This window comes from Acidimicrobiales bacterium, assembly GCA_036491125.1.
Classification (GTDB): Bacteria; Actinomycetota; Acidimicrobiia; order Acidimicrobiales; family AC-9; genus AC-9.
On sequence record DASXCO010000095.1, the window covers coordinates 1 to 21,784 of the forward strand.

Annotated in this window: 19 protein-coding genes; 6 read left to right on the top strand and 13 right to left on the bottom strand. The window is 67.3% G+C overall.

Annotated elements, in window-relative coordinates; translation table 11 throughout:
* Positions 1 to 94: 94 nt before the first annotated feature.
* Positions 95 to 574 (bottom strand): VOC family protein, encoded by a 480-nt coding sequence (locus tag VGF64_08310; GenBank protein HEY1634745.1) that lies wholly within the window; start codon positions 572 to 574, stop codon positions 95 to 97.
* 10 nt (positions 575 to 584) lie between these two features.
* Positions 585 to 884, bottom strand: a complete 300-nt coding sequence (locus tag VGF64_08315) for a hypothetical protein (protein ID HEY1634746.1) — start codon at positions 882 to 884, stop codon at positions 585 to 587.
* A 22-nt stretch (positions 885 to 906) separates the two neighbouring features.
* On the opposite strand from VGF64_08315, the gene VGF64_08320 reads away from it, so the two are divergent.
* The 3 genes from VGF64_08320 (at position 907) to VGF64_08330 (ending at position 2,756) form a co-directional block, all read left to right on the top strand.
* Complete coding sequence (locus tag VGF64_08320) at positions 907 to 1,305, top strand: hypothetical protein (GenBank protein ID HEY1634747.1); 399 nt, start codon at positions 907 to 909, stop codon at positions 1,303 to 1,305.
* Between the two features lie 267 nt (positions 1,306 to 1,572).
* The gene (locus VGF64_08325) at positions 1,573 to 2,061 is read left to right on the top strand and encodes a DUF1003 domain-containing protein (protein ID HEY1634748.1); all 489 of its coding nucleotides are present in this window, start codon (positions 1,573 to 1,575) and stop codon (positions 2,059 to 2,061) included.
* Positions 2,062 to 2,171: 110 nt separating this feature from the next.
* Positions 2,172 to 2,756: a DUF308 domain-containing protein gene (locus VGF64_08330; GenBank protein ID HEY1634749.1), complete on the top strand. Its 585-nt coding sequence runs from the start codon at positions 2,172 to 2,174 to the stop codon at positions 2,754 to 2,756.
* A 67-nt stretch (positions 2,757 to 2,823) separates the two neighbouring features.
* On the opposite strand, the gene VGF64_08335 is transcribed toward VGF64_08330, so the two are convergent.
* The 7 genes from VGF64_08335 to VGF64_08365 all read right to left on the bottom strand — a co-directional run bounded on the left by VGF64_08335 (position 2,824) and on the right by VGF64_08365 (position 11,516).
* Complete coding sequence (locus VGF64_08335; GenBank protein ID HEY1634750.1) at positions 2,824 to 5,601, bottom strand: LuxR family transcriptional regulator; 2,778 nt, start codon at positions 5,599 to 5,601, stop codon at positions 2,824 to 2,826.
* A gap of 150 nt (positions 5,602 to 5,751) precedes the next feature.
* Complete coding sequence (locus tag VGF64_08340; GenBank protein HEY1634751.1) at positions 5,752 to 7,371, bottom strand: MFS transporter; 1,620 nt, start codon at positions 7,369 to 7,371, stop codon at positions 5,752 to 5,754.
* Between the two features lie 147 nt (positions 7,372 to 7,518).
* Positions 7,519 to 8,166, bottom strand: a complete 648-nt coding sequence (locus VGF64_08345; protein HEY1634752.1) for a hypothetical protein — start codon at positions 8,164 to 8,166, stop codon at positions 7,519 to 7,521.
* A gap of 156 nt (positions 8,167 to 8,322) precedes the next feature.
* Positions 8,323 to 9,027 carry an alpha/beta hydrolase gene (locus VGF64_08350; GenBank protein HEY1634753.1) on the bottom strand — a complete coding sequence of 235 codons (705 nt, stop codon included), beginning with the start codon at positions 9,025 to 9,027 and terminating at the stop codon, positions 8,323 to 8,325.
* Positions 9,028 to 9,170: 143 nt separating this feature from the next.
* The gene (locus VGF64_08355; GenBank protein ID HEY1634754.1) at positions 9,171 to 10,127 is read right to left on the bottom strand and encodes an aldo/keto reductase; all 957 of its coding nucleotides are present in this window, start codon (positions 10,125 to 10,127) and stop codon (positions 9,171 to 9,173) included.
* A gap of 12 nt (positions 10,128 to 10,139) precedes the next feature.
* Positions 10,140 to 10,607 carry a nuclear transport factor 2 family protein gene (locus VGF64_08360; protein HEY1634755.1) on the bottom strand — a complete coding sequence of 156 codons (468 nt, stop codon included), beginning with the start codon at positions 10,605 to 10,607 and terminating at the stop codon, positions 10,140 to 10,142.
* 39 nt (positions 10,608 to 10,646) lie between these two features.
* Positions 10,647 to 11,516 carry an oxidoreductase gene (locus VGF64_08365; protein ID HEY1634756.1) on the bottom strand — a complete coding sequence of 290 codons (870 nt, stop codon included), beginning with the start codon at positions 11,514 to 11,516 and terminating at the stop codon, positions 10,647 to 10,649.
* A 176-nt stretch (positions 11,517 to 11,692) separates the two neighbouring features.
* Here VGF64_08365 and VGF64_08370 point away from each other — a divergent pair, with 176 nt between their 5' ends.
* Complete coding sequence (locus VGF64_08370) at positions 11,693 to 14,440, top strand: LuxR C-terminal-related transcriptional regulator (GenBank protein ID HEY1634757.1); 2,748 nt, start codon at positions 11,693 to 11,695, stop codon at positions 14,438 to 14,440.
* A 47-nt stretch (positions 14,441 to 14,487) separates the two neighbouring features.
* Here VGF64_08370 and VGF64_08375 read toward each other — a convergent pair whose 3' ends face one another.
* Positions 14,488 to 15,432, bottom strand: a complete 945-nt coding sequence (locus VGF64_08375; GenBank protein HEY1634758.1) for an NADP-dependent oxidoreductase — start codon at positions 15,430 to 15,432, stop codon at positions 14,488 to 14,490.
* A gap of 350 nt (positions 15,433 to 15,782) precedes the next feature.
* On the opposite strand from VGF64_08375, the gene VGF64_08380 reads away from it, so the two are divergent.
* Both VGF64_08380 and VGF64_08385 read left to right on the top strand, forming a co-directional pair.
* Complete coding sequence (locus VGF64_08380) at positions 15,783 to 16,214, top strand: nitroreductase family deazaflavin-dependent oxidoreductase (GenBank protein ID HEY1634759.1); 432 nt, start codon at positions 15,783 to 15,785, stop codon at positions 16,212 to 16,214.
* Between the two features lie 10 nt (positions 16,215 to 16,224).
* Positions 16,225 to 17,169, top strand: coding sequence for an NADP-dependent oxidoreductase (locus tag VGF64_08385; GenBank protein ID HEY1634760.1), 945 nt, complete (start codon positions 16,225 to 16,227; stop codon positions 17,167 to 17,169).
* Positions 17,170 to 17,212: 43 nt separating this feature from the next.
* On the opposite strand, the gene VGF64_08390 is transcribed toward VGF64_08385, so the two are convergent.
* From VGF64_08390 to VGF64_08400, 3 genes are all read right to left on the bottom strand, one after another.
* A complete protein-coding gene (locus VGF64_08390) occupies positions 17,213 to 18,997 on the bottom strand; it encodes a glycoside hydrolase family 15 protein (GenBank protein ID HEY1634761.1) in 1,785 nt (594 codons plus the stop codon).
* Between the two features lie 65 nt (positions 18,998 to 19,062).
* Positions 19,063 to 20,694, bottom strand: a complete 1,632-nt coding sequence (locus VGF64_08395) for a hypothetical protein (GenBank protein ID HEY1634762.1) — start codon at positions 20,692 to 20,694, stop codon at positions 19,063 to 19,065.
* A gap of 207 nt (positions 20,695 to 20,901) precedes the next feature.
* Positions 20,902 to 21,784: NADP-dependent oxidoreductase (locus VGF64_08400; protein ID HEY1634763.1), on the bottom strand; the 883-nt coding region annotated here is incomplete at its 5' end.

The window sequence follows — 21,784 nt, forward strand, 5'->3', positions numbered from 1 at the left end:
ATGGCGAACCTCCGGGCGGCCTACGGCCACGGCCTAGGGAGCCGGCTGACATCGACGCCCTTGCCGAGTCTCTTCAGCGCCAAGCGCGCACGTGCTAACCAGGGAGGTCCTCCGGCCGTTTGGCTGCGAGGTGCCCGGAGAGTAGCCCGGTGGACTGGCCCACCTCGATCAGGTAGCCGTCTGGGTCCCGTAAGTAGCAGCGGATCTCAGCTCCGCGGTCGATCGGCCGCGTGAGAAAGGTGGCGCCCCGGTCGCTCCACTCCCGATAGCAGGCGTTGATGTCGGCGACACGAAGGTTCAAGAAGATCGATGTGGTGTCTCCGGGCTCGTAGTTCACGACAGAGATGTCAGGTTTGTCGGGCGTGGGCGGTCCGCCTGGATTCATGATGATCCAGGAGTTGGCCAGCTTGACCATGCAGGGGTTCTCTTCGAGGACGACCTTCCCTCCCAATACCTCGGAGTAGAACGCCCGTGAGCGAGCGACCTCCCGGACAGTGATGAACAGACTCGCGAGGAATCCTTCGCTTGGCGCAGGAAGATTGGCGAAGTCGATGTTCTGCCCGTTCTCAGTCATTGGGTGCCCTTCATGACGTCTGGTAGCGGCAAGCAGCTTCATGCCCATGATCCCAGCTTCGGCCACCAGGGGCCGAGATCAACACCGGCGCCCGCCGCACCAGCCAGGAAGGGTGTCCCTCGTCACCGGCCAGGCAGACTTCGGGCGAAATGTCCCGTTCCTCGAGCTTCTTTGAGCGCCACGGTGCGCTCTGGCGCAGACTGGGGTGGTCAGGGATGCGATAGCGCTCGTCGACCGCCAGGATCTTCTGGTGGCTACGACGACGCCACCAATCACACAAGGAGAAGATCATGCCCAAGGCATCGACCACGCTGGCGGAACTATCGGACTCGATGGCCGAGTTGTCGCTCAGGGCAAAGGCAGCTGAGGATCAAACAGCCGCTGCCCGCACGGAGACGCGCGAGCAGGTCGAGGCGCGCCTCGCTCAGGCCAAGGCCACGGCCCAGAGTCGGCGCGAAAGCGCGCAAGCACGCGGCGCCAAAGTCAAGGACGAGATGAGCTCACGCTGGTCGAAGGTTCGCAGCGACTTCCAAGCCCACATCGATCAGATGCAGGCCAAGATCGACGAGCGGCGAGACGATCTTGATGCCAAGGTCGCGGACCGCCGGGCTGACCAGGCCGAGATCAATGCGTCCGACGCCGTGGACTTCGCTCTCTACGCTGTCGATGAGGCGGAAGCGGCCGTTCTCGACGCCCAGGATGCCCGAGTGATCGCCGACGCCTACGCCTGATAGGTCGATCGTCGCAAGAGGGGGACAAAGGCTCCTGCCCTTGGTCCCTGCCGGTCGGTGATCGACGGCGGGGCCCAGGGGCAGGCTGCGTACCATTCCAGCCCATCGAGGCGAAAGTTGAATATCCTCCTCCAGCCGGACCGTTACCTCGAGGAGGCAGACCTCATGTCCAATAGCTCTCCGAGCGGCGTTCGCTCGAGTCCAAAAAATCAGACGGTCGCCGACCGAGTGCGGCGCTTCCTCGTTCCCGCGAGGCAGCCTCCCCCGGTGAACCCTGCGCTCGTGAGACACGCCGAAAAGCGCGCCGAGAATGCTCAGAACCGGGTGGCGGACCGGATCACCGCGTTCTCGGGATCCATGTTGTTCGTCTATGTGCACCTCGTGTGGTTTGGATGTTGGATCGGTTTTGGGGTGGAGAAGTATCCCTTCGGGCTGCTCACGATGATCGTCTCCCTCGAGGCCATTTTCCTTTCGACATTCGTGCTGATCAGCCAGAACCGTGCCGACGCAAAGCGGCAGGTCCTTGCGAACCAGGAGTGGAAGACAGTCCAAGAGGAGGACGGGCAGAACCGAGAGCTACTGGACCTGGCAAGGCAGATTCTGGCTCTCACCAAGCAGGTTGGCCCAAGTGCGAAGGCTTTCGGCGACGAGAACAAGCGAGACGACGAGCTGCTGGACGTGTCGAGGCAGACCTTGGCCCTGACACAGGAGGTCCACGCCCTTGCTGGCGCGGCTTCTAAGGGCTCCGGCAAGTAGATGTCACGCGGGTGATGCGGTGGTCATCTCGGAGGAGATGGTCGTCTTTGTCCGCCCGGAAATGACGATGGGAATGAGTCCGCCAGTGAAAGGGGGCGCAGCTCATGCTGATGAGTCCGTTTTTGCAGGACGACGCCGGTTGGCGGCGCACTGCCGATCAGGCAAGTCGAGGATGGTGGATCGTCCTGTTGAGCGGGATTGTCTCGATCGTCGCTGGAGTGATCATCCTGGACATCGATTGGACGGTGAGCGACCTCGCCATTTTCGTGGGCGCTTACCTAGTGTTCCGTGGCCTCGTGCAGATGCTCAACGGCGTGCTCGGTAGGGGCCTTTGGGCCTACTACCTTGCCACGGGCGGGCTCAGCGTTCTCGCTGGGATCGTCGTGATCGCCTGGCCCGGACCAACCCTTCTCGTGGTAGCAATCCTCATCGGGGTCTCGATCGTCTTGTACGGCACCCTGAACGTCGCTGGTGCCATCGGCAACCGAGACCGCGCCCAGTACTGGGGGGTCGTGCTGGTCCTCGGAATCCTCGAGATCCTGCTTGGCTTCTGGCTGCTTCGCCGACCCGGCCTGACACTAGCTGTGGTCATCACTGCGATCGGTCTCTGGGCTCTGTTCATTGGTGTAATGCAGATCGTGGTGTCGTTCGAGATCCGACGCTTGCCAGAGACCCTGAATCGAAAGGACGCCTAGAAGGGACCCGTCGGACAGCCGTAGGAAGTCGGCGACAGGTCCAAGGGGAGACCCCTGAGCCCGTTCCTCAAGGATTCGTCACAGCAGGCTGTCGGGCCTGGCCTTGGCCTAGCAGCGCTGGGGCCAGCTGGAGTCGCGAGCCGACATCCAGCTTGCGGAAGACCTTCTTCAAGTGATATTCGACCGTGCTCGGGCTGATGAAGAGCCGAGCGGCGATCGCCGGGTTGGACGTGCCCTCGCTGGCCAGTCTTGCGATCTGGGCTTCCTGGGCGGTGAGCTCATAGCGGGTGTCGACGCTCCGCTTGCGGGCGCGCTCTCCGGTGGCGAGCAGTTCGATACGGGCCCGTTCGGCGAAGCTCTCCGCACCGATCGAGTCGAACGCGTCATATGCCATCCGAAGTTGCTCGCGGGCGTCGCGCCGACGGCGCTGACGGCGTAGCCATTCGCCGTACACGAGGTGAGCCCGGGCAAGGTCGGGCGCGGCGGTGGTGTGACCCAGGTGATCGATCGCTTCACTGAACAGGCCTTCGGCGTCGGCGTCGTTGCTGACGAGCGCGCGCGAACGGGCAAGCACCCCAACTGCCCAGGATGAGCCGCTAGCACGAGCTCGTTCCGACAGCCTTCCCAGACCCCGCCAGGCGGCCGCGCGATCGTCGGTACGAGCGGCCGCTTCGACCATATCCGGCAAGGTGAGTGTCCCGAGGTAGATGAGATCCTCGTCGAACACGTCCTGGGCGCCGACCAGCGCTGCGTCGTAGTGGGCGAGGCCGATGTCGAGCAGTGTGATCGCAGATAGCGAATGCGTGATGCCAGCTCCCTGGCCCCGGTCGGTCGATTCCGAGGTGATGGCTTCGGCGGTCGAGCGAGCCTGAGCCTCTTGACCCCGCCAGACCTGACAGAGGAGTGGACCCGCTCCAGGGGACCCGACGACTCCCGTATTCCCGGTCGCTGCTGCAATCTCATTTTCTTCTGCGCTACAGACTTCGGCGGCAGCGAGCTGACCGGCCTGGACCCGATACCAGCCTTGGTAGTTCAGTGCCACAGGCAGCGTGGTGAGCGCCCCCCGATCACGGGCAATGTCGACCCACCGGTCGGCCAGTGCCGTTTGCGCCTCATCGTCCCACAACTCGCCGGCTGCAAGACAGCCCAGCATCATCCACCGCAGACCGTCTTCGATCCGAAGCCCGTCGGCTCGAAGTGCGGCGACGGCCTCACGAAGTACCGGCACCGCAGCAGGATGTCCGCTCGTCAGGAGGGTCGCATATCCGTCAAGAAGGAGGTCCGCGACCGTCGGCGGCGCCTTGGGGAGCGTCGGCATCTCGAGAGCGGCTCGGGCGATGTCGTGTAGGTCCACGTCCACCGCAAGGCGACCTGCATAGAGAGCTGCTTGCATTGCCTCGAGCATGGTGTCGCGAGCGAGCCGAAGGTCGAACGATTCGAGGCCCCGTGCCGCTCGCAGCAGGAGCGATGGGGCTTCTTCGAGCTGCCCGAGGGCATAGCGAATCGCCCCCTTCAACCGCGTCGCGTGGGAACGTCTCCGCTTGTCGATGGGCCGCGGTGTCACCTGGTCCAACAGACCCTGGGCCCTGAGCGGGGCGCCACCGGTGAGCTCGGCTTCGGCCGCGGCAAGCAGCCGGTCTTCCTGGTGACGCTCGTCAGGACTGAGCTGCGCGGCACGCTCGAGGAAGGCGGCCGTGGCCGCGTAGCCACCTCTTACCCGGGCCCGGTCAGCCGAGGCCTCGAGCTCGGCTGCAACGCTCTCATCTGGAGCGATGGCCGCCGACGCCCTGTGCCAGGCCCGACGATCCGGGTGCAGCTCGGGGTCGCACGTCTCGGCCAGCGCCTGATGGACCCGCTGGCGCTCGGGAACGGACGCACCGTGGTAGACGGCCGAACGAATCAGGGGGTGACGAAAGGTGATCGGCGGGCCGAAACCCACCAATCGCTCGGCCTGGGCAGGAGCGACAGCATCCTGTCTGATCCCGAGGCGCTCGGCTGCCCGCCAGAGCCGCACCGGTGCGGCGGAGGGCTCGGCTGCCGCCAGCAGGAGCAGCGTTTGGGTCTCGCCCGGCAGGGTGCTCAACACGCGCAGGAATCGTTCTTCGAGCGGGCTGCCCAGAGGCAGAGGCTCAGGGAGGGGCGACCAACCCGCGAGCTGGTCCGGCGTCAGCTCGCCGGGCAGCTCTAGAAGAGCGAGCGGGTTGCCACCGGTCTCGGCCACGATTCGGGCACCGACGCCTTCGTCCAGGCTGCCTCTGACCACCGAGCTGAGGAGCTGGTGGGCCTCGCCATCTGGGAGTCCACCCACGTGTACGTCGGGTAGCCCTGGGAGAGGGGCGTCGCGCTCGATGGTCTCGCGAACAGCACACAGCAGCACGATGCGGTCGGCGTAGAGCCGGCGGGCGACGAAGCCGAACACGTCCGCCGACTCCTGATCAAGCCACTGCGCGTCGTCCAATATCACCAGCAGGGGCTGCTCGACGGCTGCGTCGGCGAGCAGGGTGAGCACGGCCAGGTCGACCAGGAAGGGATCCGGGGCCTCACCAGTGACGAGGCCAAAGGCGACACCGAGCGCTTGGCGCTGTGGTGGCGGCAGCAGCTCGACGCCAGCCATGAACGGCACGAGCAGTTGGTGGAGGGCCGCAAAGCCCAGGCTCGTCTCGGACTCGACGCCGGCGACCCTTGCCATTCTCATGGAAGGAGCTGACTGCACCGCGTACTCGAGAAGGGCGGTCTTGCCAACACCGGGCTCGCCCCGAAGCACCAGCGCGCCGCTCAGCCCCTGGCGGGCGGCATCAAGCAAGCCATCGAGCCGCTTCCGCTCCTCCACCCGATCGAGCAGCATCCTCCAGGATGGTAATCGTCGGGGAAGGCAAAGACTGGGGTCCTCGGGGATTCGAGCGCCCGCACCTGCTCCTTACGGTAATGACGAAGCTCGATTCGAACAGATCCACGGGTGCGGAGCATTTACCCCGAAAAGGACGACTGACGTCGCTCACCCCATGTCGGTGGGCGATGAAGCTGCGTCCGTGCTGGGCGCGGGCGTCTCCCGAACCTCGGCGTCCCCATAGCTCGTGCGTCGGCCGAAACGGCCGAGGATGCGCGGGAAGCGGGGCAATGGCGGCGACTCCCACGCCGGTCCTCCACCGCCGAACCAGTGCTCGATCGCAGGCCCCGGAGGTCTGACGTGCCCGAGCCAATAGAGCCAGACGGCAAAGAGAGCGCCGCCGACAGTAATGCCGAAGCAGATCCACAGCACCGTGCTCGTGACCGAATTGGCGAAGCCCGTGGCACTGATGGCGAAGTGCAGAAGGATCGGTCCGATCATGAAGGCTGCGACAGCACGCATCAGCTCGATGATTGAGAAGACTCCTTGCAAGAGGTTGTTGCGCAGGGAGAACCCGACGATGAACAGTGCCGGTACCACGGAGGCGCCGACACCGACCCCGATGAGGCCGGAGCCCACCAACGTCACCATGGAGGTCGGCGGGATGGCCGATGCCAGCACGACGATCCCGGCGCCAAGCAGGACCATACCGCTCAGGGCGAAGTAGTGGATCAAGTGGGAGCGGAAGACGATAGCGAAGACGACGGCAGCGACCACGGCTCCACCGAACTCGGGGAAGTAGAGCAGCCCTGCGTGCAGGGGAGGGAACTGGCGCTGGAGGAGGGTCTCGCTCAAGGCGATGGCCGACACGGCGGCGGCGGCGGCGCACAGAGCGGCTACGACCCCGGCCACTGGGAACGTGCTGTTCAGGATGCGAACGCACAGCAGTGGTCGTTTCGAGCGGTACTGGCGGACGAAAAGGATGACGATCAGGGCCAGTCCCCCGAGCAGGGGCCCCAGGGTGGCCGGATCGAGGAAGCTGTGGGTGGCGAGCTCAGAGGCGCCGTAGAAGGCCGCCACCGAGCCGCCGGCGGCGAGGCCGACGGTTATTGCGTCCTTCGGCGAGGAGGGGTTAGCCGGTGGGGTGTCCCGGAAGGTCAGCACCGAGAGGGCCAGGGCCGCCACCGCGATGGCGGCGAGAATCCAGAACAGCGGCCGCCAGCCGTTGAACGAGGCCTGGACGCCGCCGATCAGCGGGCCCAGGGCCACGGCGCCGAAGATGCACACGTTGAGGATGACCACCGTCGAGCGGAGCTTGGCCACCGGATAGTCGAGAACCAGCGGCGGCACGGCTCCGATGAGCAGGAGGCTGGTGCACAGTCCCTGGAGGATGTGTCCGGCGATGTACATCCCCGGATTGGTCGCCGCCGCCGCCAGGACCGAGCCGATCACCAGCAGGCTGGCATAGACGAGCACCATCCGCCTCTGGTGCAGATGCTGGGCCAGTTGAAATGCCAGCACGGTACCCACCGCGTAGCCGGCGTTGGCCAGCCCCGAGGTCAGTTCCACGGTCTGCAAGCTCATGTGCAGCTGGCTGGCGATCGTCGGCGTGATCGATTGGAGCGCCGCCGCCAGCACCAGGTAGGGAACGAGCGCGAACACGACCATCGCCGCCACCACCGGATAGCGGCCCGCCAGGGGACCTCGAAATCGCGTCATTGCCGAGCTGAAGCGCTGGCTGGACGTCGCCCCCGCCGGCGGCGAATCGCGGACTGTGTACTGGGACATGTCTACTCCACCGGTGTCGGCCTGTTGGAGCGCGCCCCCCGGGATACGAGCCCAGAACTTGCGGATTGAGAGACGACTCCCGTTCGGGGGGAGTCTAGTTTCGCACCCGGACGAACCGGGCCGAGGCGTACGGTCGACGCGGTCGACTTATTGGGGATCCGCACCCGGCGAGCGTGTCCGTGCGGGGTTCGTCTTCCCGCGCGCCGTCGGCGCTGTCCCCGTGCCCTCGAAGGTGGCGGAGAACAGGTAGCTGGTCGCCAGGCTGCGGAACGGCCGCCAGCTCTCGGCGATCGAGAGCACTTCCTCCTCGCTGGGAAGGTGTTCGAGCCCATAGGCACGCTGGACTGCTCTGCGAAGCGCAAGGTCGCCCGGCAGGACCACGTCCTCTCGCTGCAGCGCGATGATGAGGACACCCTGCGCGGTCCAGGGGCCAATCCCGGGGACCGCGGTGAGCTCCGCGATGAACTGCTCGTCTGGCAGCCTGTGCAGCTCGTCCGCGTTCAGACGACCGTCCGACAACCGCTCGGCGAGGTCGCGGAGGGTGCCGATCTTCCGCCACGAGAGACCGGCTTGACGGAGCGAGCCGGGCTCGACTGCCAGCAGCTCTGTAGGCGAGGGGAGATGATCGCCAAAGAGAGCCTGGATGCGCGCGAGGGTCCGGCGGGTGGCTGCGACGGATAGCTGCTGGCCGGCGACCTGGAACAGCAGGGAACCGAAGAGGTCCATCGGCGGAAGCTGCGCCATCCACGCCCGCGGGTCGAAGTCCGGCCGCTCGTCGATGAGCCGCGCCAACACTGGGTCACCGTCGCGAAGGCGGGAACGCGCTTGCTCGAGCCACGAGGCGTGGCTCGAATCTTCCCGTCGTGAGCTCGCTCCTGTCGCGAGGGCATCCTGAAGCTTGGCGACGCTGGATTCCCGGAATTCGGGGGAGGTCTTGTGACTCGTCATCGACTACCGCGCCGCCACGGCCGACGCCGCGTCTCGGATGAGACCGGCCACCGCCTCCGGTTGTGAGACGTAGACGGCATGACTGCCCCGGACCTCGACCACTGTTGAGCGGGCGCGCTCGGACATGGCGCGCTGGGTCGGCGGTGGGATCATCCGATCTTCGGTCGTCAGTAGGTACCAACTCGGCTTGGTCTGCCAGGCGGGCGCCGTTATCTGCCCGCCCAATGCGTCCACGCCCCAGGGGACCTGCGAGTCCGCCATGAACGCGGCCTCCTCGTTGGACACGTCACCGGCGAATGACGCGTGGAACTTCTCGCGGTCGAGGAGCAGGAAGCCGTCCCTGGGCGGCAGGATCGGTGGCATCGGCGAGCCGGGGGGCAGGTCGGCGAGAATAGTGTTCACCGACTCGCCCTTGTCCGGTGCGAATGCCGCGACGTAGACGAGAGCGGCCACGTTCGGGTGGGTTCCTGCCTCGGTCATGACTGCACCGCCGTAGGAGTGGGCGACGAGCACGACGGGGCCGTCTTGCGCGTCGAGGACCCATCGAGTCGCGGCCACGTCTCCCTCGAGCGACAGGGTGGGATTTTGCACCACCGTCACGGCGTAACCGTCCCGGGTGAGCAGGTCGTGAACCGCCCGCCAGCCGGACCCATCTACGAAGCCGCCGTGGACGAGAACGACGTTCAGCGCTGCTGAGCTTGAATTCATGACCATCTCCCATTGGCTCGTCAGGACGCTTGTTCATCCTGCGCCTCCCCGTCCTCTCCGCCAAGGGGTCAATCACAAGACCTCTGCAAGTCCACAACGATCAGCCGGAGCGGAGTAGTGGCCGAGCCGGGGCCTGTCCGGACTCAATTCCAACGCAGCGCTGCACGTGTCTGCCAGTAGGTAACCGGATCCTCTCGGATGGCATCGAGCTGCTCGATCATCTCCGGATTCGGCTCGAGGGCGAGCGCCGCCAGGTTGCTCTGGAGCTGGACCACAGTAGTGGCACCGCTGAGAACCACATCCGCCCACGGTTGGGCCAGCGCAGCAGCGAGAGCGAGTGTGTCCGGCGTGCCTCCGAGACTGCGTGCGCCCTCTCGAAGCGCGTCGACCGAGCCCGGTGCGGCGAGTCTGCCGTTGGCCAGGGCCTCCTTGACGATCACGCCTACTCCGGCGGCATGTGCCGCGGCGAGGGCCGACTCCGCCGCCCGCTCTAGCAGGTTCCACGTGGCTTGCACGGTGTCGAAGCCGCCGAGCTCGAGCGCCCGGCGGATCGTCTCGGACTGTCGAGGCCCGGTCACGGTGAAGCCGATGGCCAACCCGCTCGCCCGTTGCCGGGCGAGCTCCTCGAGCACGCGGGGATCGTCCAACACGCCGCTGTCGAGGGTGGCGGAGTGGATCTGGTAGAGCCGAAGTCTGGGCCCCAACAGGCCCTTGGTCTCGGCGAGCTGGCGCCGAAGATGAGTGGCCGACAGGTCTTTGACCTCGTGCACGGGGGCGTCGATGCGCCAGCCCGCGGTGTACGTGTAGCCCCACTTCGACCCGACGGTGACCTCACTCGGGCCCAGGCCGCGTTGCTCGAGCCAGGAGGCCAGGAAGGCCTCGGCCTTGCCGTAGGAACGGGCGGCGTCGAAGTAGCGCACACCTCCGGCGTAGGCGGCGTCCAGGACGGTGTGCGCCACATGCTCCATCGACTCCACGTCGGTACGATCGCCGAGGTCCGACCCGTGCCCGAGGTTGATGTACCCAGGCCGGCCCAGGGCAGCGAGGCCCAGTCCGATCCGGCTCGCCACTAGGCCTGTGGTGCCGAGTGTGGTGAACACGGTCGGCCGATATCAGGTGCCGAACGGCCGCGTCTCGGTCCAGTTCACCATCAGCCGGCGCTCGGCGAACAACCACTCGCCGTCCTGCTTGACCAGCTCGTCGAGGTAGCGGATGGACGCGATCATCATCGTGCGTTGCCCATCCTCGCCGACCGAGATGTGATGGGCCATGCAGTAGCTCTCGCCTGAGGCCCGGTCCCCGTCAAGCGAGATGGTGCTCTGCCCGTTGAAATGCATGATGGCGACGTAGCGGTTGAGGTCGTCGAACACCGGGGCCAGCGAGTCGCGTCCGCGCAGCTCCTGGGTCGGTTTCACCGCAGCTGGGTCGTAATACACGAGGAAGCGGGTATCGGCGGTGAAAAGGGCCATCTGGCCCTTGGCGTCGCGCCGGTCCGCGCAATGGGCGTAGGCGTCGATCAGCTCGCGGATGGCCAGCCGGTCGGCGGCTTCGGGGGGCGAGAGAGTGGCGTGGGATGTCATGACCAGTCCCTTTTGATTGTATTTTACAGGTGTATCTGCTTAGTCTCGAGCGCCGATGGCGTCCAGCTCGTCGATGGCGTCGGCCGGCAGTGCCAGGTCGACGGCCACGATGTTGTCCCGTAGGTGCGCACGGGACGACGTGCCGGGGATGACGGCCATCGTGCTCGACCGCTGCAACAGCCAGGCCAGCGCGACCTGCTGCGGTGCCGCTCCGAGGCCATTCGCGACCGAGCTCAGGACGTCAGACTGCAGCGGGTTGAACCCGCCGAGGGGGAAGAACGGCACGAAGGCGATGTGGTCGCGGGCAGCCCGGTCGACCAGGTCCTCGTCCTGGCGGTTGGCGAGGTTGTACAGGTTCTGGATGGCGACGACAGGCGCAATACGCTGCGCCTCGGTCAATTCGCCCGACGAGACGTTGCTGATGCCAAGGTGCTTGATGAGGCCCTTCTGCTGCAGCTCGGCCAGCGCGCTGAAAGGGGCTTCGATGGATTGCGGGGTCGGGGCTTCGGCGCCGGCGAGGCGCAGATTCACCAGGTCGAGGGTGTCGACGCCGAGGTGGTGGAGATTGTCCTGGACCTGAGCCTGGAGGTCGGCGGGGTCGAGCGACTGGACCGGGGCGCCGTCGTCGGGCCGGCGCCAACCGACCTTTGTCGCCACCGTGATCCCGTTGTACGGGTGGAGCGCCTCCCGGATGAGCCGGTTGGTGATGACAGGGCCGTAGTAGTCGGCCGTGTCGATATGAGTGATTCCGGAGTCTGCTGCCTCACGCAGCACGGCGAGGGCCTCGGCGCGGTCGCGAGGCTCGCCGAAGGCGTTGGGGCCGGCCAACTGCATGGCGCCGTAGCCCATGCGAGTGATGGTCAGGTCGTCGGCGACAGTCAGAGTCTCGAGGGTGCGGTTCTCGGGCATGGATGCCCTTTCACGAGTTCCCAGGTCACGCCATGGTTACATGCTGGGCCGACAAAGGTGGCAACATGAGAATTCAGGATCCTTCGTCGGTGACCAACACGACTTTCATGTCGCCCCGCCGAGGCCGGGCTCAGCGGGTAGGTTCAGTGTCCAGGCCAGAAGGGGGATCTAGACACGTGCTGCTCGGCCGGCGAAGCGAGTCCGATGTACTCGACCGGCTGCTGTCGGGCGCGCGCGGCCGTCACGGCGGAGCGATCGTGGTACGGGGAGAACCTGGCATCGGCAAGACGGCCCTGATAGAGCAGGCGATCACGTCCGCCGAAGGCTTCCAGGTCCTTCGCACCGGCGGCAACGAGGCGGAGATGGAGCTCGCCTATGCGGCGTTGCAGCAACTCTGCGCCCCGGGCCTCGAGAGGCTGGAGCGGCTCCCGGGGCCTCAGCGGGACGCTTTGGGTGTCGTATTTGGACTAGCCACAGGGGACCCGCCGGATCGGTTGCTGGTGGCGCTGGCCGTGCTGACTCTGCTGTCCGAGATCGCCGCTGAGGGGCCGCTGCTCTGCGTCGTCGACGACGCACAATGGCTTGATCGAGCGTCCGCCCAGGCACTTGCCTTCGTGGCTCGTCGCCTGGCGACCGAGCCCATGGCGTTCGTGTTTGGAGCGCGAGGTCTCACCGATGAGGTGCGCGGGCTTCCGGAGCTGGTCGTGGAGGGCCTGGCCGACGACGATGCCCGGGCATTGTTGGGCTCAGTCCTGCCCCAGCGGCTGGATGAGCCGGTGCTGGACCGGATCGTCGCCGAGACGCACGGCAATCCGCTGGCGCTGCTCGAGCTGCCACGGGGGTTGACCCCCGCTCAACTGGCCGGCGGGTTCGGCCTGCCGATGTCGGTCCCGCTGGCCGGGCGCATCGAGGAGAGCTTTCGACGTCGTCTGGTCAGGCTCCCATCACCGGCGCGGCGCCTCCTGCTGGTAGCGGCTGCCGAACCGACGGGGGATGCGGAGCTGGTGTGGCGGGCCGCTGAGCTGGTCGGCATCGCCGACGGAGCGGCGGACGCCGTCGAGGCCGAGGGCCTGCTGGAGCTCAACGCTGGGATGGTGTTCCGTCACCCGCTGGTCCGCTCGGCCGCCTACGGTGCCGCATCTGCCCAAGAACGGCGGCAGGCGCACCAGGCGCTGGCCGAGGCCACCGATCCTGTCGTCGACCCGGATCGCCGGGCCTGGCACCGGGCCCAGGCGACCTCGCGCCCCGACGAGGACGTCGCTGCGGATCTGGAGCGCTCGGCCGGGCGAGCCCAGGGCCGGGGAGGTTTCGCCGCCGCCGCTGCCTTCATGGAACGGTCGACCGAATTGACGGTCGACCCGGCGCGGCGGGCTGGGCGGGCGCTCGTCGCCGCCGAGGCCAAGCGCCAAGCCGGGGCGCTGGATGCCGCCCTCGGCCTTGCCGCCGTGGCTGAGCGAGGATCCCTGGACGACTCCCAGCGTGCGCAGCTCGAGCTACTACGAGCCCAGATCTCGTTCGCGTCCGACCGGGGGAGCGACGCTCCGGCCCTCCTGCTGAAAGCGGCCCAGCGCCTCGAGCGCCTCGACGTGAGGCGGGCGCGCGAGACGTATCTCGACGCACTGACTGCGGCGCTCTTCGCGGGCCGGCTGGCCAGAGGGGCCAGTGCGCGCGAGGTGGCGCGGGCGGCGCGCTCAGCACCGAGGCCGCCGGGATCTCCGCGTGCCTCTGACCTTCTGCTCGACGGTCTGGCGCTTCTGATCACCGAGGGGTACGCGACCGGCATCCCGGTCCTGCAGCAGGCGCTGAGCGCATTCCAGAGCGAGGATGTGGGCACCGAGGAGCGCTTGCGCTGGTCGTGGCTGGCCGGCCAGATCGCCTTGTGCATCTGGGACTACGACAGTTGCGACGTGCTCACGGCTCGCCAGATCCAAGTCGCGCGCGATGCCGGTGCGCTCACGGTGCTGCCCCTCACCTTGAGCACCCGCGGAGGCGTGCATCTGTTCGCTGGGGAGCTGGCGGTGGCGGCCTCACTGGTCGTGCAGGTGGAGGCGATGGCTGACGCAACCGACAACCGCACTGTGCCCTACGCAGAAGTTGCAGTCGCCGCCTTCCGCGGCCGTGAGGACGACGCCCGCCAGCTGATCGAGGCCAGCACCAAGGATTCCATCGCCAGGGGGGAGGGGAGCGGGCTCAGCCTGGCGCGCTGGGCTACCGCCGTGCTGTGTAACAGCCTCACTCGCTACGAGGACGCTTTCGTCGCCGCGGAGGAGGCACTCGAGGACCCAGAGGAGGTGTTCTTCTCAGTCTGGGCCCGTGCCGAGCTGGTCGAGGCGGCCAGCCGCGTCGGGAAGGGCGTGGAGGCGGCGTCGGCGCTCGAACGGCTGGGGGAGATCACCGCTGCGAGCGGGACGGACTGGGCGCGAGCAGTCGAGGCGCGATCTCGCGCCCTGCTGAGCCACGGTGGGGAGTCCGAGAAGTTGTACCGCGAGGCGATCGACCTACTCGAGCCCACGGCACTGCGTCTCGACCTCGCCCGCACCCAACTCCTCTATGGCGAGTGGCTGCGACGCGAGCGCCGGCCTCGAGACGCGCGGGAGCAGCTGCGCGCCGCGGAGGAACTTTTCAGCGAGTTCGGCATGGACGGATTCGCGGAGCGGGCTCGTGTCGAGTTGCGTGCCACAGGCGAGCGCGCACGCAAACGGACCGTCGAGACGAGCAGTGACCTCACGCCTCAGGAGGCACAGATCTCACATCTCGTTGCCCAAGGGGCAACCAATCAAGAGATCGCAGCGCAGCTGTTCATCAGCCCGAGCACCGTCGAATATCATCTCCGCAAGGTGTTCAGCAAGCTCGAGGTCAAGTCCCGTACCCAGCTCGCACAGCGCGTCCTGAAGTCAACCTCTCGCCAGTCGCAACGTACCTGAGGACACTGACGCCCGGGGACTCGAGGAGGGTCCATGGGCGACGCCGATCACAGCGCGATCACGGTCTTGCCGTCACCGTGGTGCTGAGGCCTGGAGCGCATTGCAAAGGGGACTTCGTCGAGGGCGATGCGAGTGATGGGTGGTGGGACGATCCGGCCATCGACGAGATGCTCTGCCACCCTCTCCAACACCTCGCTCGTCTCGCATAGTGCAAAGTTCACACCACGGACCCCCGACGCCAAGAGAGCTCGGTCATCTGCGACGTATCGGGTGCTGAGCGCGGTGCCACACGGTCGGACGAGCGAGGCGAGCGACGCGAAGGCCCCGGCGTCGCTCACCAGGTCGATGAGTACGTCGATGCCGTCACGGTGGGATCGCCGAACCGCCTCGCCCAGGGAAACCGCGGTGTGATCGATCGTCTCTGCCACGCCATAGGAGCGCATCCGTTCGGCAGCCTGGGATCGCACGTTGGCGAGAACCTGGGCGCCGGCGCTGACGGCGAACTGCGTGGCGAACGTACCAACTCCACCTCCTGCCCCGACGATCAGCACGGTCTTGCCCTCGAGCGGCTCGAGCGACTCCACCAGGGTGAGCCCGGTTCCGCCGACCGTTGGTACCGCCGCAGCCTCGACGAGGTCGAGCCCCTTGGGCACCGGAGCCAAGGGCGCCTCTGGGGTGACGGCGACGTACTCCGCGTAGGTCCCTGCGGAGCCGATAGGGGCAACCAGCAGCTGACCGAAGATCTGCTCCCTGAGGGAGAACCTATTGGCCCCTTCGCCGACTGCATCGACGATCCCTGCACCATCGACGCCGAGCACCATGGGGAACGTGGCCGGTGCGGGCCTCCACTCGCCCGACGCGAGCTCGGCATCCATCGGGTTCATTCCCGCAGCCGCAAGTTTGATCAGGACCTGGCCAGGGCCGACCGACGGGGTCGGCAGCTCCGTAACGACCGGAGCTGCTCCGTAGTCGCTGACAGTCACCGCCCGCACGACCCTCCTTCGGTCTTGGCCGACGCCCTGGAAGGGGCCGTCGTCTCGGCTCTTACGCGGTCATGGTGGCAACGCAAGGTCGCGATCGCATCAGGGAAACCCGTAGTCGACCGTCGACTTCGGGCTGAGCCAGCGAGTTCTACAGACGAGACAAATCAGGCCAGACCAGACAACCGATCCTCAGTCCCAACCCGCGTGAGCCAGCCCGGACTATGGTTTTCATAGATGCCACTGCCGGCGGCGATCTCCAGGATGGGGGGACGACGAGAGGCGACACTAGGTCGGTGTGCTGACTCGCATCGGGCAGAAGTGACGCGCCCGCTGATTGAGCGAGACACGAGGAGGCTGGCATGCCGAACGCGAACGACTGGAACGAGAAAATCATCGCGGAGTTCCGTGAGAACGCCGGCCGCGTCGGCGGTAACTTCAAAGGCGCGCCCGTCGTGCTCGTGCACCATCAAGGCCGCAAGAGTGGACGCGAGTACGTCAGCCCGATGATGTACCTGCCTGACGATGCCGACAAGGGCACGATCTACGTGTTCGCAACCAAGGCCGGAGCACCGTCGAACCCTGACTGGTACTACAACCTCACCGCGATCGGCACGGGCACTGTCGAACGTGGCAACGAGACGTACTCCGTGACCGTCCGCGAGCTCCAGGGCGACGAGCGCGACCGCATCTACGACGAGCAGGCGCGCCGGTACCCGGGCTTCGCCGAGTACGCGCAGCGCACTGCCGGCATCCGTACGATCCCGGTCCTGGAATTGAATTCGCACAAATGAGGAGACCGTCATGCGCGCCATCACCGTCAACGAATATGGGGGCACTCCGAGCCTGACCGAGGTGCCCACGCCCCAACCGGGGCCGGGGCAGGTCCTGATCAAGTTGCGGGCCGCGTCGGTCAACCCAGGGGATCTCCAGATCGCGAGCGGCGTCTTTCGGCCTGCGCCAGCCACGTTCCCAATGGTCCTCGGCGCCGATGGCGAGGGTGTTGTCGAGGCGGTCGGCGCGGGAACGACGAGGTTCTCCTCGGGTGACGAGCTGTTCGGTCAGCTCCTGATAGCCCCGCTCGGATCAGCCGGCACCTACGCGGAGTATGTCTCCGTCACCGAGGAGGCGCCGCTGACCCGAGTGCCGAGCGGACTCGACCCGGAGCTCGCAGCGGCCCTCCCGACCGCAGGCAGCACCGCACTTGGCGTGGTGGATTCGCTCGAGCCGCTGAAGGGCAAGACCGTGCTGATCGTCGGCGCAGGCGGTGGCGTTGGCTCTTTCGCCACCCAGTTCGCGGCGCGCTCCTCCGCCAACGTCATCGCAAACGTGCGGGCAGGCGCGGCTGAGCGTATGCGATCGTACGGTGCCACCGAGACCATCGATCACACCGCGGTTTCGCTGCCGGACGCAATACGACTGGCACATCCGGACGGTATCGACGCGCTCATCGATCTTGTGAACGACGCGGAGGGCTTTGCCGCGCTCGCCTCACTAGTGCGACCAGGCGGCACCGCTGTCACGACCCGGTACGCCGCCGATCCAGGTGCACTCGAGAACGCCGGTGTGACCGGTATCAACTTCGCGCTCCAGGCGTCGAGCGAGCTGCTCGACCGGGTGGCAGACGCCGTCGTTGCCGGACTGATCGTCCCGCCGCCGATCACCCGAATCACGCTGGACGATGCCCCGGCTGCACTGAAGCAACTGGCAACCGGCCGCGCTGATGGGAAGACCGTCATCACACTCTGAGTCACCGAGCGGCGACAGAGCGACGTGCACAGCGGCTGACATGTCAATTGATCGTCCCGACCTCGAGCTCGGACAGCGTGCGGGCGCTGTTCACGATGGCGACGTGAGAGAAGGCCTGGGGGAAGTTGCCCAGTAGCCGTCCGGCCGCGGGGTCGTACTCCTCGGACAGCAGGCCGAGATCGTTGCGCAGGCCGAGGAGGCGCTCGAACAGCGCCCGTGCCTCGTCGACACGACCCATCCGGGCCAGGTCGTCGACGAGCCAGAACGAGCAGGCCAGGAACACACCCTCGCTGCCGGGCAGCCCGTCCACGGTGCCCGAGCCGTCGGTCTGGTATCGCAGGACGAGGCCGTCCTGGACCAGCTCACGTTGGATCGCGTCCACCGTCGCCTGGATTCGGTCGTCGGTGGCGGGAAGGAACCCGACGACCGGCATGAGCAGCACGCTGGCGTCGAGTCGATCGGATCCGTAGGACTGGGTGAACGCCCGACGGTCGCCGTTCCAGCCCTTGGCGAGCACGTCGGCGTGGATCTCGTCGCGCACGGCGCGCCAGCGTTCTACAGGCCCGTCGAGGCCGTACTCCTCAGCGACCCTCACCGCCCGGTCCATTGCCACCCACGCCATGACCTTGGAGTGGGTGAGGTGCCGTCGGGGTCCACGGATCTCCCAGATCCCCTCGTCGGGCTCCCGCCACACCTCCTCGAGGAACTCGAGCACCTGAATGGCCCAGTCCCAGCCGAGCCCCTCGTCACCGAGGCCGGCGTGTCTCGCCACGTACATGCAGTTGGCGATCTCTCCGTAGACGTCCAGCTGGTACTGGACCGAGGCGGCGTTGCCCGCCCGCACAGGAGCCGATCGCTCGTAGCCAGGCAGCCAAGGGAGCTCGAGCTCGGTGAGCCGGCGCTCGCCTGCCGGTCCGTACATGATCTGGATCTTGGCCGGGTCACCGACGGCGGCCCGCAGCAACCAGTTCCACCAAGCCCACCCCTCCTGGTCGTACCCGGTGGCCACGAGGGTGGTGAGCGTCAGAGCGGCGTCCCGCAGCCAGCAGAACCGGTAGTCCCAGTTGCGCACCCCACCGAGTTGCTCGGGGAGCGACGTGGTGGCGGCGGCGACGATGCCGCCGGTAGGCGCGTAGGTCAGGGCCTTGAGCGTAAGAAGCGAGCGCACCACCGCGTCCCGCCATGGCCCCGTGTACGTGCAGCGGTCGGCCCAGCCCTGCCACCACATCCGAGTCTCCTCGAAGCCGGCCGGCTGGGCCGAGGCTGACGGCGGGTCGAGGTGCGATGGCCGCCAGGCCAGCACGAACGGGAGGCTCTGGCCCTCGTCCAGGCTGAAGTCGGCCACCGTGGTGAGCTGCTCTCCATGGGTCTCCACGGCCGACCACAGGTAGAGGGCATCGGGCCCGCTCATGGCGACGACCACGCCGTCGCGGCTTCGGACCCACGGCACCACGGATCCATAGTCGAAGCGGACGACGAGGTCCATACGCATGGCCACGCTGCCCCGGACTCCCTCGACCAGACGCGCAACCACGGGGTACTCGCCGTCGAGAGGCATCCAGTCGGTCAGCCTGACAGTGCCGTCATCGGTGTCGAACTCGGTCTCCAGCACCAACGAGTCCCCGAGGTAGCGACGACGGATGGCCCGCACGGGTGCTGTCGGAGCCAGCTTCCAGCGACCGTGGCTGTCGTCTCCAAGCACCGCGGCGAAGCAGGCCGCCGAGTCGAAGCGGGGCACACAGAGCCAGTCGATCGAACCATCCCGGCCGACGAGAGCCGCGGTGTGAGTATCGCCGATGACGGCGTAGTCCTCGATGGGTAGCCCCACAATCGCCCCCGTCGTGCGCCCCCGTCGTGCGCCTCGAACGCAGCTTACCTGCGATGTGAGCAGCATCACTGAGGGCGCTGTCCCATGCTCCAGGCCGGGTTGAGCGAGGTCAGCAGGGTCGGGACCTGCCACGCCGACGATGCTCGCCGGACGATGGTCTCGGTGGTGCTCCAGGGCGGTGAAGCCGATCGCCGCCCGTCAAGCGCGGCGCTCACCTTTGTTCGGATCCCAGCATCGGTCAGGGCCCCGCTGTGAAACGCGGCGACGACAATGCCCGGTCCCGGTCCTCGTAGGTCGTCAGGGCCGGCGACTGCGTCGGCGAGCGGGAGGATCGTCGTCTGCCTGACGCCGGGGAGTGGGCGATCGAGCACCGATCGAAGACTGGGACCTTCGGAGACGATCGAGCGGAACAGGGGTGTGGTCGGCGACACGTGAATGGTCGAGACGGCGGGCAGGGAATCGGTCAGCAGCCGAAGCCCCCAGCCGCTGGCCAACCCCCATCCGACCTGCCCCACCGGGTAGTAGACACGGCCCGGGTTCACCAGGGGGCTCACCAGCACGAGCTGGTCGACGGGCGCGCCGGCGGTGTCGGCCACGTAGGTCTTGGCGACCAACGTTCCCTCAGAGACGGCGACGATCCTCACCGGCAAGCCCGTTTGAGCGCTGAGTGCTGTCACCTGAGTCGCCATCTTCTGGTCCAGGCTCGGGAGCGACTCCTGGGTGTCACTCGGCCCATAGGGCAGAGGAGCACCATCCGAGCTCGCTCCTCGGTAGGAGAACCACCGGGTGGAGTACCCACCCAGGGCGGGGGCCCGCGTGGTGCCGTTCCAGCTGGTCCCGAAGCCGGCCACAACCAACACCGCCGGTCCGACCGGACGAGGTGCCACCGCCGGCGCGGGTGTCGATCTGTCGGCTACCGCTGTCCCGCCGCCGAAGCCCAGGGCGGCACCCCCGAGGGCGATGCCAACCATGGCCAGCGAGGCGAGGGGAGCGACCAGCGGTGCTGGTCGCGCACGACGCACGCCGAACACCCCGGCCACCACTCTGCTCCAGGCCCAGGCGTTCCAGGCCCCGGTCAGCCCGACGAGGGCGACGCCCAACGCCAGCGGCGAGGTGCGGATGGCCGCGGCCGCGGCGCTGAGCACCACGAAGCTGGCAAGAATCCAAACCACGGGGGCTAGTGGCGGGAGCTGGCGCCACCAGGTCCGGTTGACGGCTCCGTGGGCGTTGAGCGAGGCCATGATCACCACCGGTGGGATGGCCACCAGGAACAGCCAGGAGATCGGCGTCACGGCTGCGCCGAACAGGACGATGGTCCAGGGCATGAGGCCGACCACGGCCACGGCGGTGAACCCCGCGGTGGAGAGAAGCGCCTTCTTCAGGGGGACCCGCGGAACCCCGGCCGGCCAGGCCAGGCGGACGATGGCGGTGTCGAGCACGGTACGGAAGACGAGCAGGCCCGCGAGCTCACCGCCGAAACTCACCCACGAGTCGTGGTACACCGCGACCCAGCGCAGATCATGGAAGACGTCGATCGGCGCCGGCGCGCTGACCTGGGGAGCAAGGGCCAAGGCCGACGAAGGCGCCAGGAGACCCACGAGGATGCCTTCCAGCATGGCGGCGCCCACGCACAGGAGCACGAGCGCCGGGCCAAACCCTCCCCTCGAATGATCGGCGCGATGGTCGGCGACCAACATGAAGGCTCCGTCTCGGGCCGCTCTACGCGGTGCGAACGTCCCGCAGGGCAGCACCGTGCAGCTGGCGGACCCGGGCGGACGAGAGACCGATCCCCATCAGTGTTTGGGTCATGGCTCCACTGGCCTGTTCCTCCGGCACTGGGGTAGTGGCGCAGACTCCGCTTGGCGCAGTATCGCGCTGAGCCACTGGGCCGACTTCCCGTGCGCTCATGGGGCCTCGAGAATGATCTTCTCGTGGGCTTGGCCGCTCTCCAGTAGCCGGTGCGCCTGGGCAGCTTGCTCCATCGGGAGGTGGCGCTGGCGACGAAGGTGAAGTTTGCCAGAAGCTAGGAGCGGCATGGTCTGATCGAGGGCTTCGGGTGCACGGTCGGGCGTGGCTTCAGAAAAGACGACGCCCAGGTCGGCTGCGTGCTCATCAGCGAGGGTCATGACCCGCGCTGGACCCCCAGCAACGGCGATGGCATCGGGGAGCTCGCCCTTCCCGGCCGCGTCGAGCACGGCGTCGACCGACGGGACGGCCTTGCGTACCCGGTCGGCCAGACCCGGTCCGTAGCTGACCGGGACGGCGCCGAGGTCCCGCACCAGGTCGTGGTCCCGTGGCGCCGCCGCACCGACGACCGTGGCGCCCCCGAAGACGGCGAGCTGAGTGGCGATCATCCCGACCGAGCCGCCGGCCCCGAGCACGAGCAGGGTCTCGCCCCGGGCGAGCCCCAGCTGCTTCAGGATGCCCACAGCTGCTTCCGCCGACGCGGGCAGGGCGGCAGCATCGCTCCAGCTGACCTTCGGCGGCTTCGGTGTCCACGAGGAGGCGAGGGCGTACTCGCCGTAACCGCCCAGACCGGCCAGCATGCTCGCGACTTCGTCCCCTTCCTTGACCCCCGAGATGCCCGGCCCGAGGGCGTCGATGACACCGGCCGCCTCGAACCCGAGAACGGCGTCCGGGGCAAGCGGGAACGCGGCCTCGAGGTCGCCACGTCGGATCTCCGGATCGGTGGGCATGACCCCCGCGGCCTTGACACGGATGCGCACCTGGCCGGGGCCTGGCTCGGGCATCGGTACGTCCTTCCAGGCCAGGACATCTGGGGGTCCG

What these genes read in the sequence shown, in the direction of transcription:
- VGF64_08330 (HEY1634749.1), top strand. Translation starts at nt 2,172, where the DNA reads ATGAGTCCGTTTTTGCAGGACGACGCCGGTTGGCGGCGCACTGCCGAT.
- VGF64_08385 (HEY1634760.1), top strand. Translation starts at nt 16,225, where the DNA reads ATGCGCGCCATCACCGTCAACGAATATGGGGGCACTCCGAGCCTGACC.
- VGF64_08380 (HEY1634759.1), top strand. Translation starts at nt 15,783, where the DNA reads ATGCCGAACGCGAACGACTGGAACGAGAAAATCATCGCGGAGTTCCGT.
- VGF64_08335 (HEY1634750.1), bottom strand. Translation starts at nt 5,601, where the DNA reads ATGCTGCTCGATCGGGTGGAGGAGCGGAAGCGGCTCGATGGCTTGCTT.
- VGF64_08395 (HEY1634762.1), bottom strand. Translation starts at nt 20,694, where the DNA reads ATGTTGGTCGCCGACCATCGCGCCGATCATTCGAGGGGAGGGTTTGGC.
- VGF64_08320 (HEY1634747.1), top strand. Translation starts at nt 907, where the DNA reads ATGGCCGAGTTGTCGCTCAGGGCAAAGGCAGCTGAGGATCAAACAGCC.
- VGF64_08340 (HEY1634751.1), bottom strand. Translation starts at nt 7,371, where the DNA reads ATGTCCCAGTACACAGTCCGCGATTCGCCGCCGGCGGGGGCGACGTCC.
- VGF64_08350 (HEY1634753.1), bottom strand. Translation starts at nt 9,027, where the DNA reads ATGAATTCAAGCTCAGCAGCGCTGAACGTCGTTCTCGTCCACGGCGGC.
- VGF64_08365 (HEY1634756.1), bottom strand. Translation starts at nt 11,516, where the DNA reads ATGCCCGAGAACCGCACCCTCGAGACTCTGACTGTCGCCGACGACCTG.
- VGF64_08360 (HEY1634755.1), bottom strand. Translation starts at nt 10,607, where the DNA reads ATGACATCCCACGCCACTCTCTCGCCCCCCGAAGCCGCCGACCGGCTG.
- VGF64_08310 (HEY1634745.1), bottom strand. Translation starts at nt 574, where the DNA reads ATGACTGAGAACGGGCAGAACATCGACTTCGCCAATCTTCCTGCGCCA.